This is a genomic window from Marinospirillum sp. (assembly GCF_035271045.1).
GTDB lineage: Bacteria > Pseudomonadota > Gammaproteobacteria > Pseudomonadales > Halomonadaceae > Marinospirillum.
Map to the genome: position 1 here is coordinate 155,555 of NZ_DATESC010000015.1, position 13,558 is coordinate 169,112.

General features: G+C 42.0%; 14 protein-coding genes and 3 tRNA genes. 5 read left to right on the forward strand and 12 right to left on the reverse strand.

All coding sequences use genetic code 11. The features are described 5' to 3' along the window. Window positions 1-31: 31 nt before the first annotated feature. Together VJY63_RS06330 and VJY63_RS06335 are read right to left on the reverse strand one after the other, a co-directional pair. The gene (locus VJY63_RS06330) at window positions 32-739 is read right to left on the reverse strand and encodes a 16S rRNA (uracil(1498)-N(3))-methyltransferase (RefSeq protein WP_324049134.1); all 708 of its coding nucleotides are present in this window, start codon (window positions 737-739) and stop codon (window positions 32-34) included. A gap of 9 nt (window positions 740-748) precedes the next feature. Beyond that, complete coding sequence (locus tag VJY63_RS06335) at window positions 749-1,192, reverse strand: hypothetical protein (RefSeq protein ID WP_324049136.1); 444 nt, start codon at window positions 1,190-1,192, stop codon at window positions 749-751. Window positions 1,193-1,394: 202 nt separating this feature from the next. Here VJY63_RS06335 and VJY63_RS06340 point away from each other — a divergent pair, with 202 nt between their 5' ends. Next, a complete protein-coding gene (locus VJY63_RS06340) occupies window positions 1,395-2,201 on the forward strand; it encodes a hypothetical protein (RefSeq protein WP_324049138.1) in 807 nt (268 codons plus the stop codon). A 14-nt stretch (window positions 2,202-2,215) separates the two neighbouring features. Here VJY63_RS06340 and VJY63_RS06345 read toward each other — a convergent pair whose 3' ends face one another. Continuing rightward, entirely contained in the window at window positions 2,216-2,584 is a 369-nt protein-coding gene (locus VJY63_RS06345) for a hypothetical protein (RefSeq protein WP_324049140.1), read from the reverse strand. 155 nt (window positions 2,585-2,739) lie between these two features. Between VJY63_RS06345 and phaR the strand changes: the two genes are divergently transcribed. Next, window positions 2,740-3,264 carry a polyhydroxyalkanoate synthesis repressor PhaR gene (phaR, locus tag VJY63_RS06350; protein ID WP_324049142.1) on the forward strand — a complete coding sequence of 175 codons (525 nt, stop codon included), beginning with the start codon at window positions 2,740-2,742 and terminating at the stop codon, window positions 3,262-3,264. Between the two features lie 93 nt (window positions 3,265-3,357). On the opposite strand, the gene VJY63_RS06355 is transcribed toward phaR, so the two are convergent. Beyond that, window positions 3,358-3,732, reverse strand: coding sequence for a phasin family protein (locus VJY63_RS06355; protein WP_324049144.1), 375 nt, complete (start codon window positions 3,730-3,732; stop codon window positions 3,358-3,360). Window positions 3,733-4,077: 345 nt separating this feature from the next. Here VJY63_RS06355 and purD point away from each other — a divergent pair, with 345 nt between their 5' ends. The 3 genes from purD to VJY63_RS06370 all read left to right on the forward strand — a co-directional run bounded on the left by purD (window position 4,078) and on the right by VJY63_RS06370 (window position 6,764). Continuing rightward, window positions 4,078-5,370, forward strand: coding sequence for a phosphoribosylamine--glycine ligase (gene purD / locus VJY63_RS06360; RefSeq protein WP_324049146.1), 1,293 nt, complete (start codon window positions 4,078-4,080; stop codon window positions 5,368-5,370). Between the two features lie 79 nt (window positions 5,371-5,449). After that, entirely contained in the window at window positions 5,450-5,890 is a 441-nt protein-coding gene (locus VJY63_RS06365; RefSeq protein WP_324049148.1) for an acyl-CoA thioesterase, read from the forward strand. 1 nt (window position 5,891) lies between these two features. Next, entirely contained in the window at window positions 5,892-6,764 is an 873-nt protein-coding gene (locus VJY63_RS06370) for a phosphoribulokinase (protein ID WP_324049149.1), read from the forward strand. A 95-nt stretch (window positions 6,765-6,859) separates the two neighbouring features. Here VJY63_RS06370 and VJY63_RS06375 read toward each other — a convergent pair. The 8 genes from VJY63_RS06375 to recA all read right to left on the reverse strand — a co-directional run bounded on the left by VJY63_RS06375 (window position 6,860) and on the right by recA (window position 13,520). Continuing rightward, window positions 6,860-6,936, reverse strand: a tRNA-Arg gene (locus tag VJY63_RS06375). Between the two features lie 40 nt (window positions 6,937-6,976). Further along, window positions 6,977-7,053 (reverse strand) — tRNA-Arg (locus VJY63_RS06380). A gap of 11 nt (window positions 7,054-7,064) precedes the next feature. Then, a tRNA-Ser gene (locus VJY63_RS06385) sits at window positions 7,065-7,154 on the reverse strand. Between the two features lie 180 nt (window positions 7,155-7,334). Then, the gene (gene csrA, locus VJY63_RS06390) at window positions 7,335-7,538 is read right to left on the reverse strand and encodes a carbon storage regulator CsrA (RefSeq protein WP_324049151.1); all 204 of its coding nucleotides are present in this window, start codon (window positions 7,536-7,538) and stop codon (window positions 7,335-7,337) included. Window positions 7,539-7,814: 276 nt separating this feature from the next. Beyond that, window positions 7,815-9,053 (reverse strand): aspartate kinase, encoded by a 1,239-nt coding sequence (locus VJY63_RS06395; protein WP_324049153.1) that lies wholly within the window; start codon window positions 9,051-9,053, stop codon window positions 7,815-7,817. A gap of 44 nt (window positions 9,054-9,097) precedes the next feature. After that, window positions 9,098-11,752, reverse strand: a complete 2,655-nt coding sequence (alaS, locus tag VJY63_RS06400) for an alanine--tRNA ligase (RefSeq protein ID WP_349254593.1) — start codon at window positions 11,750-11,752, stop codon at window positions 9,098-9,100. A gap of 112 nt (window positions 11,753-11,864) precedes the next feature. Then, window positions 11,865-12,398, reverse strand: coding sequence for a regulatory protein RecX (locus tag VJY63_RS06405; protein WP_324049155.1), 534 nt, complete (start codon window positions 12,396-12,398; stop codon window positions 11,865-11,867). 18 nt (window positions 12,399-12,416) lie between these two features. Then, window positions 12,417-13,520, reverse strand: a complete 1,104-nt coding sequence (recA, locus tag VJY63_RS06410) for a recombinase RecA (RefSeq protein ID WP_324049156.1) — start codon at window positions 13,518-13,520, stop codon at window positions 12,417-12,419. Between the last annotated feature and the right edge of the window lie 38 nt (window positions 13,521-13,558).

Sequence of the window (13,558 nt, forward strand, 5' to 3'; positions counted from 1 at the left end):
TTTAGGTATTTTAAAACTGGGACTTTTTGTCTCAGAAAAGGCGTGCAAGCAAAGCAGTTACTGCGGTTTCAACCCGCAAAATACGCTCACCCATTTGTACCGGCTGAAACCCTTGTGCTTCTAATAGCTTAATTTCAAAATCGACAAAACCACCTTCAGGGCCTATTGCAAGAGTCAATTGCTCGCTAATACCGCGCGGACAAGCCGGATAATCGCCCGGATGTGCCACCAATTTAAGTGAGTTAATCGCTAAAGCAGACAGCTCATCTTCAACAAAAGGCTTGAAAAGCTGCTTACAAACCACTTCAGGCAAAAGCGTATCTTTAGCTTGCTCTAAACCAAGCATTAGGTGCTGATGAATTTTTTCAAGTTTTAATTCTGGCGATTGCCAGTAACTTTTCTCAACACGCGCAGTTTGCAATAAAATAATTTTTTTAACACCAAGGGTTGCTAGGTGTTCTAAGCTTCTGGCTAACATTCTAGGACGAGGCAGCGCCAATAATAGTGTGACAGGCAATGCAGCAGGTGGCTTGCGATACAGATTTAATTTAATGCGCGTAGCATTGGCTTGCTGCTCAATAATTTCTGCTTCGCCACACAAACCATTCAATACACCCGCTTGCAAAGTTGCACCTAAACTTAAACGGTGTATGTCTATTATGTGTTGATGGCGGCGATCAGTCAGCAACACACAACCTTGGTCATCAATTTCTTGCGGATTAACTAACAGTAAGTTCATACGCTCAGACTAACTAAACATACTAGCGGTAGGCACATTTTTTCTTATTGCCGTCAGTAAAAATGCTTCTAATTTTTCAAGTTGGCTTTCACTTAACTCAGTAATACGAAAAGTAACATTAAAGCCTTGCTGTGAATAACGACGGCAACCCAACACTTGCAATTTGGCATCGATATCAAAATCTTTGTCTAGCTGCAAACTTGCTGAGTGAATAATTTTTTCATTTGGACTATGGTGAGCGGTTCTAGGAACGAGCAAAGGAATATCACCAGCAGGGCAGATAATACGCAATTCTTCGTGAGAAATCTCGATTGCTTCAGCGTGAAACTCACCTGTTGCTAGCTGAAATGTAACTGAATAATCTAAGCTAAGCTTAGGAAAGCGATTACGTTTAGCGTTTGAATTAAAGTTTCTATCAATAATCTTTGGAGTAACAATCATAGGTTGTAGCATGCTGATCCCTGTTATTTTCTACATCATCACTAAGTTTGATCCATTTTAGAGCTAAAGTTAAGTTAACTTCTACCCACAAACAGCACAAGGGTGTAACAGCGTTAAGTTAAATTGCAAGTAAGCTTAACAATGAATGACTTGTAGCCATTAAGTTTCAATATTAAATTATTTAGCGTCTAATTAATCCTTTTAGGAGTTAATAATGCACTTCTTACCTAAACATCGAAACGGTTTGTTGCAACATAGCTCGTTAAAAAATAGCTTGCTTACCCTAGCACTTTTACTAATGCTGCAGTGCATTGTACCTCAAGCCGTTGCAGATGACGCGCATAAAATTCAGCTAATCGAACTACAACACCGCTCAGCCATTGAAGTCCTTAAAGCAGTTAAGCCGCATTTAATGGAAGGAACAGTTGCCAGCCAAAACGATCAAAAACTAATCATCAGCGGCAAAACAACAGACCTAGAACAATTAGCGCTATTAATTCATGCATTGGATCAGCCCGTGCAAGGCTGGCGAGTATTTTTTGCACAAGGGCACGTTAATTTACAAGACCTACAACTAAAAAACACTCGACATTATTCTACCGCACGCGCTGAAGTGTTTGAGGTTCTGGTTAGAGAGGGAGCGTCTGCTAGATTAGAACGTGGTTTTTGGATACCTGTGCAAACAGGCCGTGGCAACAACCGTGAAACAGGGTATGAATGGCTTGCTAGTGGCTTTTGGGTTACCGTGCAGCCAGTTGGTAATCAGCTAATACTGAATTTAAGTACTCAGCAAGCCCAACCTAATCAAAAAAACTTAGGTCAATCGCCATCACCCAATTTTTTAGGTCGCCAGTTTGAAGGGGAAGTTGCTTTACAGCTAGGGCAGTGGACAACTTTAGGCAGTGAAGCGCAACTAGCCGCTCAAATACCTAACACTGCCCGCCGTTATATGGGCGGGAGTAGCAATGAATATTACAGTATTTGTATTGAGTCCAGCCGCTTAGCGAGCTGCCCTAGGTAACTTACTCGAACACATTAATCATTATTAAGAATATTACCATTCAACGCTTGGCGCAGCGCAAGGTATTCTTGAATACTTTCTGGTGGGTAATAAAGTGTATAAAAACGGCGTTCATGGATACGGCGCTCTTTGTTTTTATTGTCAGGGTAAGAAGCAAAAGTAGGTGCCATAGTAAAATGTATAACCTTAGTTTCTGCTAAAAGGCGTACTGGCTTACCATCTAAACTTAATTTTTCTGTGTCTGATTTTAGCGTGTAATGAGACAGTTCAGTAATTTGTTGCAAATTTAGGTAAATATGGCTACTTAAATTTATTAGTCGATCTTTTGGTGTATCGTTAGTTTTGAAGTAAATCACACTACTTTTGCGGATTTTTATTAACATAAAATGCTCCTAATATTTTTTCTTAGTTAGACTAAGTGCTACAAAGTGACGAGCGATAAACAGCTTGAGTAAGTCATTAAACCTTTAGACTGTTACAATAAGTAGAACATTAACAAGCAAATGTATTTTAGCAAGCTTTCTATAAGGAGTTAACTTTGCGAGTCATTCGTAAATATGCCAACCGACGCCTCTATGATACCTCAGAAAGTCGTTATGTGACGTTAGAAGACATTCGAAAACTTATCATTGATGGCGAAAACTTTTATGTTGAGGATTCAAAAAGTGGTGAAGATCTAACCCGTAATATTCTTTTACAAATCATTACTGAGCAAGAAAATCAAGGTGATGATAAGTCGGGCAGCCCAATGTTTAGCAATCAAGTTTTGCAACAATTAATTCGTTTTTATGGTGACTCGATGCAAGGTTCTATGAGTGGTTATTTAGAGCAAAGTATCAGTACTTTTATGGAGCAACAAAAACTATTACGTGAACAAATGCAACAGGTAATTAAAGCAAATCCTATGCAAGCGGCAAATCCTATGGAGGTAGTAAGAAAGGTTGCTGAACAAAACTTATTATTATGGAAAAGTTTAGCTAGAGGTAGTTTTGCACGTTCAGCTTTAGATAAAGACATTAACCTTGTCGATGACGACTCTGATAATAAAAATCAAGACCAATAAAAAACCCGACCAAGGTCGGGTAAAAATAACAGCACGCTTAATCAGGCAGAGGGAGTTTGCTGAAGTACGGCTGCTAAACTTTTTTAAAAAAACTTAGGCTTTAACTTTAGCCTGAGTTTTTAAAGCATCAACTTCAGAAGTAGCGCTTTCGCGTGCTTCAGTAATGATGTCCATATTAGTTTTGAACAAACGGCTAACACGGCTTTGCATATCTTGAGCAAAATTTAACTGAGCTTCTTTCATTTTAGCTGCATCAGTGACTTTAGTGCCGCTTTCTAGCTGCTTAGATACAACTTCTACACATTCAGTGTAAAAACGTGCCTGTTCGCTACCTAGCTTTTCTAACGTTTTAGCTTGAATAAGCATTAGGTTAGTGATTGGCTGAAACTTCATACCATTCATACCGTTCATACCTTCTTGGTAAGGCTTCATCATCGCTTGCATATCTGTCATCATTTTCTCGAACATGGTGTGCTCCTTTAATTTTAATTTAAAATATTTTTTAATTAGGCAGCTGCAGTCATTTAACGATGTTGCGGTGCAGCAAGTTCACTTAATATACTGCACTGCACAATAAGCGTCAAATACCAAATACAAAAAAGATAAAAAATATGTTTTAGTACCCTTTTTTAGACTAAACACTGGTTTAATCGCCTGAAGAAACATTTTCATGCTGTTATTAGCCAATAAACACAAGGGTAAGTAGGTAATAGAGCCGCAATAGAATGCCTCGCCAAAAAATCTGTATAATGCAAAAAAATTATTCTCAGCTAAACTTTTCAGCTAAATATTAAATAATAGGAAATAAAATCCATGAAATTATTAGTGGTCGGCAGTGGTGGACGTGAGCACGCGCTTGCTTGGAAAGCAGCACAATCAGCAGACGTATCTGAAGTGCTAGTTGCACCAGGCAATGCCGGTACTGCGCTAGAACCAAAAATTAGAAATGTAGCATTAGATGTTTTAGATTTTGCAGGATTAGCGGCCTTAGCTAAAGCAGAAAAAGTAGTGTTAACGCTGATTGGTCCTGAAGTCCCTTTAGTAGAAGGCATTGTGGACTATTTTGAAAACGAAGGTTTAGCCGTATTTGGTCCTTCTAAAGGCGCAGCGCAGCTGGAAGGTTCTAAAGCTTTTACTAAAGACTTTTTAGCGCGTCATAATATTCCTACGGCTTTTTATGGCGTATTTACCGAGCAAGATAAAGCCCTAGCTTATGTACGTGAAAAAGGCGCACCAATTGTGGTTAAAGCCGACGGATTAGCCGCTGGCAAAGGCGTTATTGTTGCAATGACATTAGAAGAAGCCGAAGCCGCCATTGTGGATATGCTATCCGGCAATACTTTTGGTGAAGCCGGTTCACGCGTGGTTATCGAAGAGTTTTTAGAAGGCGAAGAAGCCAGTTTTATTGTGATGGTTGATGGTAAAAATGTATTACCTATGGCAACCAGCCAAGATCACAAACGGGTTGGCGATGGTGATACTGGCCCAAATACAGGCGGTATGGGTGCTTATTCACCTGCACCGGTTGTTACTGATGCTGTTTATCAACGCGTGATGGATGAAGTCATTCATCCAACAGTCAAGGGTATGGCAGCAGAAGGTAATACCTATGTCGGCTTTTTATATGCTGGGCTAATGATTGATGCCAGTGGCACACCTAAAGTTATTGAATACAACTGCCGTTTTGGTGATCCTGAAACTCAACCCATTCTACTGCGCTTAAAATCTGATTTAGTTAAACTTTGCCAAGCTGCATTAGACAAAAAACTCGATCAAATAACCGCTGAATGGGATGAGCGTCCAGCAATTGGCGTGGTCATGGCAGCTGGTGGTTATCCCAATGATTACGCTAAAGGTTGTGTTATTGCTGGCTTACCACAAGAAGAGCAAGCAGCAATCAAGGTATTTCATGCAGGTACCAGTATGCAAGGCGATCAAGTGGTCACTAACGGTGGACGGGTACTTTGCGTAACAGCAATGGGTAAAACTGTGGCCGAAGCACAAGTGCAGGCTTATCAGCAATTAGACAAAATTAGCTGGGAAGGGTGCTTTAGTCGCCGCGATATTGGCTACCGTGCTATTGCTCGTGAACAAGGCAATAGCTAAGCTATTTTTACACTGCGTATTTTTTTTATAATTAAAGCCCAGTTTACTAACTGGGCTTTTTTCCTAAGGAACTCATTTTATGTCCAGAAATAATTTAGCCTTTCCAGCACCGACCATTTACAGCCATCCTCTGCGTTTACGTATTGATGATATTAATTACGGGCAGCACCTAGGCCATGACACGCTGGTTTCATTACTCCATGATGCACGTTGTGGCTGGTTAGCAACGCACGGCTTAACCGAGTTAACAGTGGATGGCAAATCTTTAGGTTGGGTGGTGGCTGATTTAACGGTAAATTACCGTGCTGAAGCTTTTTATGCTGACGAGCTTTTAATAGAGCTTTCTATAGGTGCTATCGGTACTAAAAATGCGGAAATTTTTCATCGTGTAGTACGTAGTGACGGTGTTGAAATAGCTATGGCTAAAGTAACCGTGGTATTTTTTAATTACGTAACACGTAAAGCAGCTGCCGTACCAGAAAACTTTATCGACTTAATAAAACCAATAAAAAGGACTTAATATGGCGCGGGAATACCCCATTATTGCAGTAACTGGTTCGTCAGGCGCAGGCACAACCACCATTAAAGACGCTTTCGCACGTATGTTTGCTAGGCAAGAGGTTAATGCCGCTTTTGTGCATGGTGATAGCTTTCATCGCTATACGCGTAATCAGTTAGAAAAGTTATTAGCAGCCCACCCAGACCAACGCCAATCTTTATCTCACTTTGCACTTCAAGCCAATTTGCTAGACCGCCTAGAACAGCTATTTCAAGACTATTCCACCACAGGAACAGGCAGTTACCGACAATATATCCATGCTGAAGACAAAGAACAGGTAGAAGCAGGCTTTCAGATAGGTACTTTTACACCTTGGGAAGCGCTACCCGAAGGAACGGACTTGCTACTATATGAAGGTTTACACGGCGGCTTGGTGACAGAAGATTTTAATATCGCTCAGTACGTTGATTTACTGATTGGCGTAGCACCTTCGATAAATTTAGAGTGGATTCAAAAAATTGACAGAGACACTAAACTTCGTGGTTATTCGCAAGAAGCAGTCATTGACACAATACATTCCAGAATGGAAGATTATTTACGTTATATTTTGCCACAGTTTTCACGAACGCATATTAACTTTCAGCGTGTGCCTGTGGTTGATACATCCAATCCTTTCGAGTCTAGCAGCGTTCCAACAGCGGATGAAAGCTTTTTCGTCATACACTTTCGCGGCCCACAGAAAATCGACTTCCCTTATTTACTAGCAATGATTAAAGACAGCTTTATGTCACGTCCGCATACACTGGTAGTACCCGGTGCAAAAATGCCTTTAGCGCTGGAATTAATTATGCTGCCACGCATTCAAGATATTCTTGAAGGACGACGATTTAAATAAAAAAAATAACAGCAAGGATGCCGTTAATTAAATTGCAATGAGGGTGCTATTACTGGAAGGGGTTATTGATTTTGATTTTCTTGCAGGTATTTAGTTGGCGCGCTCTGGAGGATTCGAACCTCCGACCGCCTGGTTCGTAGCCAGGTACTCTATCCAGCTGAGCTAAGAGCGCGTGTCGCTAGTGTATTACTTTTACATGATGCTTTTAGATTTGGCGCGCTCTGGAGGATTCGAACCTCCGACCGCCTGGTTCGTAGCCAGGTACTCTATCCAGCTGAGCTAAGAGCGCGTATCTAATAATGGTGGAGAGAGAGGGATTCGAACCCTCGATGAGATTTCTCCCATACACCCTTAGCAGGGGCGCGCCTTCAGCCACTCGGCCACCTCTCCAACACGACGCGTATAATAACACCTATTATTTTTTTGTCTAGCCCTTAAATGAAAAAAAGTGCTTTATTTTACTATTATTTAGAAATTAGGCCGTGTTTAGCGCAAAGAAAAGCCGTAACTTAGGCCAGCAAATAGCTGGTAAGTTACGGCTTAACTGATTCAGCGATCAAAAAATAGGATTTAGAAATTACCTAGATTGCCTTGATTAGCACCCTCTTCTTTTTCACGCTGAATACGCTGATAAATTTCTTCGCGGTGTACTGCAATTTCTTTAGGTGCATTAACACCAATCCGAACTTGATTACCTTTAACACCTAGCACAGTGACTGTAACTTCATCACCAACCATCAAAGTTTCACCAACACGGCGAGTAAGAATTAACATAGTGGAATCTCCATATCAGATAGTCCAGATAAATACATCTCAACAGGCGTAGGAATAAACAAAAAAAGTGCTATTCCAGTAAGTCCTAATAAACACTAATCATCTCCGATGATTTTTTGCTTGTTTATTAAAACGTTACGATTATCCGTCAATAAAATATAAATGTTAAATGATTTTTTGCTATTTGTTAAATGGATTTTATTTATGGGTGATTTGTAAAGACAGAAACCATCCTTGGTTTACTGTTTTATACCGCTAAGAAGTACTTAAAAAAGCTTACTCTGGTTTATCAAGACCAAAAGCAGTATGCAGTGTTCTAACGGCTAATTCAGTGAACTTCTCATCAATCACCACTGAAATTTTAATTTCAGAAGTTGATACCATGCGAATATTGATACTGTTTTCAGCTAAAGTTTTAAACATTTTACTGGCAACACCGGCGTGTGAACGCATACCCACACCAACCAATGACACTTTCGCCATAGTGGTGTCACCAAGAATTTTACCCGCGCCCATTTCAGCCACACAGGCTTCTACTAGGCTGTAAGCTTTTTTGTAATCGCCACGCCCAACAGTAAAAGAGAAGTCGGTTGATTTGCCGTCTGGCGACACGTTTTGCACAATCATATCGACTTCAATATTCGCATCACTAATTGGTCCCAAAATTTTTGCAGCAACACCAGGGATATCAGGCGCACCCAAAATCGTTATTTTTGCTTCGTTAGTATGGTGGGCAATGCCAGAAATGAGTGGATCTTCCATCGCGTTGTGCTCCTCGCTGTCTGCAACAATTAATGTACCTAGGCCTTCACTGCCTTCAAAACTTGAAAGCACACGTAAAGGAACTTGATATTTGCCTGCAAATTCGACTGAACGAATTTGTAATATTTTAGAACCAAGACTGGCTAGCTCTAACATTTCTTCAACCGTTATCTTATCCAGGCGACGTGCTTTTGAACAAATGCGTGGATCAGCGGTATAAACACCATCAACGTCAGTATAAATTTGGCACTCATCGGCTTTAAGCGCTGCAGCCAATGCGACTGCTGTCGTATCTGAACCGCCACGACCCAACGTAGTAATGTTGCCTTGTTCATCCACGCCTTGAAAACCTGCAACCACAACGATACGACCTAATTTAAGGTCGCCACGAATGGCTTCAGTATCAATCTTTTTAATCCGAGCCTTGTTATAAGCTTTATCGGTAAGAATTTTTACCTGTGCACCGGTATAAGAAGTGGCAGGAATGCCTTGCTGTTCAATCGCCATCGCTAACAGGGCAATAGTGACCTGTTCGCCCGTTGAAATCAGCATATCTAATTCGCGTGGTGAAGGGTCTTCATTAATGTTTTTCGCCAAATCTAACAAGCGGTTAGTTTCACCACTCATGGCAGAAAGCACAACAACGACATCATGCCCATCCTGATGGAAACGACTCACACGCTCCGCTACTTTTTTAATACGCTCAACGCTACCAACAGAGGTACCGCCAAACTTTTGTACATAAAGTGCCATAGGTATCCTTTTAGGTTATGTAAGGAAATGAATCCTGCCTCGCCCTACCCCAGTTGCGCTGTAACCCAAGCTTTAACTGAAGCCAGCGCTGTAGGTAGGTTGGATGGGTTAGTGCCGCCAGCTTGTGCCATATCTGGTCGTCCACCACCCTTGCCACCCACTTGCAGGGCAACATGATTAACTAACTTTCCAGCATGGAGCTGATCTTTAGCAGCGCCAGAAACACCGGCAATCAAACTCACTTTATCGCCTTCAACAGCCGCCAAAACAACCGCAGCAGGGGCTAATTTTTGCTTCATTTGATCCATCAATTCGCGCAGCGTTTGTACATCAGCACCATCAATTACAGTTGCAAGTACTTTAACGCCTGCGACTTCTTCAACTTGGCTAGCTAAATCAGCACCACCGCCTGAAGCCAATTTTTTCTTTAACTGCTGTAAATCTTTTTCAAGCTGACGCGTGCGTTCTTGGTTGTTTTCTAAACGCTCCAGTAACTGATCTGGCTTTACTTTTAACTGACTAGCTGCTTTTAATAATTGCTGCTCACGGGCTTGTAAAAAGCTAAGTGCTGCTGTGCCAGTTAAACCTTCGATACGGCGCACACCCGCAGCAACACCCGATTCAGAAGTAATGTGAAACAACCCAATATCGCCAGTACGAAGAACGTGTAAACCACCACATAATTCAATTGAAAAGCTTTGTTCGCCTTGCTGATTGGCTGTTTTAACGGGTGTACCCATGCTTAACACACGCACTTCATCGGTATATTTCTCACCAAATAAGGCCATCGCGCCGCGCTGTTTAGCAGTTTCTAAATCCAGCAACTCTGTAGTTGCAGCAGTATTGGCTAGAATTTGCTCATTAACAAGGCGTGACACTTCCTGCAATTGCTCAGCAGTCACCGCTTCGTTGTGGCTAAAATCAAAACGCAAACGTTCAGCATCAACTAACGAGCCTTTTTGCTGCACACTTTCACCTAACACTTGGCGCAAAGCCGCGTGCATTAAATGCGTGGCAGAGTGATTGCGACGCGTGCGTTCACGAATAGCTGTTTCAACTTGGGCCGTTAGTTTATCGCCAACGTTTAAACAGCCTTCAGCCAACACGCCGTGATGAGCAAATGCTTCACCGGCTTTAGTCGTGTCTTGCACATCAAAGCGCTGCGCTGCGCCAAGTAACTGACCACAATCACCGACTTGACCGCCCGATTCAGCATAAAAAGGTGTGGTGTCTAAAATCACTAAACCCTGCTGACCTTCCGTTAAACAATCAACCGGCTTACCTTCACAATAAAGTGCAATCACTTCAGCTGCACCACTAGCCGCTGTATAACCCGTAAATTCTGTAGCGCGATCAATATTAATAATGCTGTTGTAATCTAAGCCAAAATTGCTGGCAGAACGCGCCCTTTCACGCTGCGCCTGCATTTGTTGGTCAAAACCCGTTTCATCAATGGTTAGGTTTCTTTCACGCGCAATATCAGCCGTTAAATCTAACGGAAAGCCAAAGGTATCATAAAGTTTAAACGCCACATCACCCGAAATTACCGTGCCTTTTAGTTCAGCTAAATCTTGTTCAAGAATTTTCATGCCTTGGTCAAGGGTTTTAGCAAACTGTTCTTCTTCTAACTTTAACGCTTTTTCAATCGATGCTTGCTGGGCTTTTAATTCTGGAAAAGCAATGCCCATTTCTGCAACTAAAGCGCCAACAATTTTATAAAAGAAACTACCTTCAGCACCCAGCTTGTGACCATGACGGCAAGCACGGCGAATAATACGGCGCAGCACATAACCACGCCCTTCGTTGGAAGGTAAAACACCATCAGCAATTAAAAAGCTGCACGAGCGAATATGATCGGCTACCACACGTAATGAAGGCTGGTCAGAATTTTCACAACCAATCGCTGCTGCTGCTGCGCTTAATAAGTTTTGGAAAAGGTCAATTTCATAGTTAGCATGAACGCTTTGCATAACCGCAGAAACACGTTCTAAACCCATGCCAGTATCAACCGAAGGTGCAGGTAGTGGGTGCATTTGACCATCAGCAGTACGGTTAAACTGCATAAATACCACGTTCCAGATTTCTATAAAACGGTCACCATCTTCTTCGAGAGAACCAGGAAGGCCACCCCAAATGTGTTCGCCGTGGTCATAAAAAATTTCCGTACAAGGCCCACAAGGTCCAGTATCGCCCATCGCCCAAAAGTTATCTGAAGCATAACGAATACTGCCTTTATCGCCAATACGAATAATGCGTTCAGCCGGAACACCCACAGATTTATTCCAAATATCAAAAGCTTCATCATCGGTGTGATACACCGTAATCCATAGCTTTTCAGCGGGCAATTTAAGTACGCCGGTTAAAAACTCCCAAGCATAGCTAATGGCATCTTGTTTGAAATAATCGCCAAAACTAAAATTACCCAGCATTTCAAAAAAAGTATGGTGACGCGCTGTGTAGCCAACGTTTTCTAAATCGTTATGTTTACCGCCCGCCCGCACACATTTTTGAGACGAGGTGGCGCGAGTATAGCCACGGTGCTCGTGACCAAGAAAACAATCTTTAAACTGATTCATACCTGCGTTGGTAAACAGCAGCGTAGGATCATCCTGTGGAACTAGGGAACTGGAAGGAACAACAGTGTGGCCTTTGGACTGAAAATACTTCAGGAAAGCCGCGCGAATGTCAGCACTTTTCATCAGTTAGCGTCTCTGTATACGAATTAATTTGCCGGGTTGGGCTGGTCAACTATTATACGGAGTTCGTGGCAAAATGATAATCTTGCGCTTTTTTATCGCTAACTTAAAAAATCTAGCTTAAAAAAATAGCTTGGTGAATTTGATTAGGCGTAAAGCCACGTTGAGCTAAAAAACGTTGCATTTGACCCACTTCGCGCTGATCGATAGGCCGCTGATCGCCAAAACGCTTTTCTCTAACGCGCATAATTTGTGGATACCAAAGGTCTTCTAGGTTTTGTAAATGCAAATTCACTAGCGCAGCATCTAAACGGTGTTGGCGATAAACCTGCTGTAAAGCAATCGGCCCTTTGCCTTGGCGTAATAGCTTATTCGCCATGCCTTCAATAAACCGTTGGTCACTTTGTAAATCCAGTTCCAGCAGCCATGCAATCAGTTGCTCGATAAGTTCAGCACAAATCGCACTTGCAGGTATTTTACTTGGGTCAGCCATTTCTGCTGCGGTGGGTTTAAACAGTTTTTCGCGCAGTTCATGCAGGCTTTGTTCACGCACCGCCAAAAGGCGAAAAGCCCGCTCGCGGCGGGCTTTAATCCATGTTTCAGCAACGCTCTGTTTAATAATGGCATCTTTAATCATTAAATTTTGCATCGGTAAAAACAACCTAGATTAGTCGTCTAGTGGCGGTAATTTATCAATCAGAGCATCTTTAGCACCTTTTTTAGAGGCCGTAGATTTTTCATCTTTAGATGCTGCTGCATCGTCTTTTTTATCATCAAACTTGGCAAGTAATTGGTCGCGTACACCGGCTTCAATTTCTTCCATAATCGCTAAATTATCTTCTAAGTATTGAGCAGCATTGGCTTTACCCTGACCGATTTTAGTGCCTTGATAACTGTACCAAGCGCCAGCTTTTTCAACCAGTTTGCACTGCACACCCAAATCAACCACTTCACCGGCATGGTAAATACCTTTGCCATAAAGAATTTGAAATTCAGCCTGACGAAATGGCGGTGCAACTTTGTTTTTAACGACTTTAACGCGCGTTTCGTTACCCGTCACTTCATCGCCTTGCTTAACAGAACCAATGCGGCGAATATCTAAACGGACTGAAGAATAAAATTTTAGCGCATTACCACCAGTAGTCGTTTCTGGCGAACCAAACATTACACCAATTTTCATACGAATTTGGTTAATAAAAATAACTAAACAATTGGCATTTTTAATATTGCCCGTAATTTTACGCAGCGCTTGCGACATTAAACGCGCCTGTAAACCAACGTGCGTATCACCCATTTCACCTTCAATTTCAGCGCGTGGCGTTAGTGCTGCAACCGAATCAATCACGATGACATCCACCGCACCTGAACGGACTAAAGAATCGGTGATTTCTAACGCTTGTTCACCATTATCGGGCTGAGAAACCAGCATATCGTCTAAATTAATGCCTAGTTTTTCTGCGTAGATAGGATCTAGTGCGTGCTCGGCATCAATAAAGGCACAAGTTTTACCCATTTTTTGGGCTTGCGCGATAACCGACAAGGTTAGCGTTGTTTTACCCGAAGATTCTGGACCATAAATTTCAACGACACGACCAAAAGGTAAACCGCCAATACCAAGGGCAATGTCTAAACCTAAAGAGCCTGTTGAAACGGATGGAATCGCAGCACGCGGCTGATCGCCCATCAACATGATTGCGCCTTTACCAAACTGCTTTTCAATTTGACCTAGCGCAGCGCTAAGGGCTTTTTGGCGATTTTCATCATTAGCCATAAGTCATGATCCTTTCTTAATTACAAGCTATTTATAAG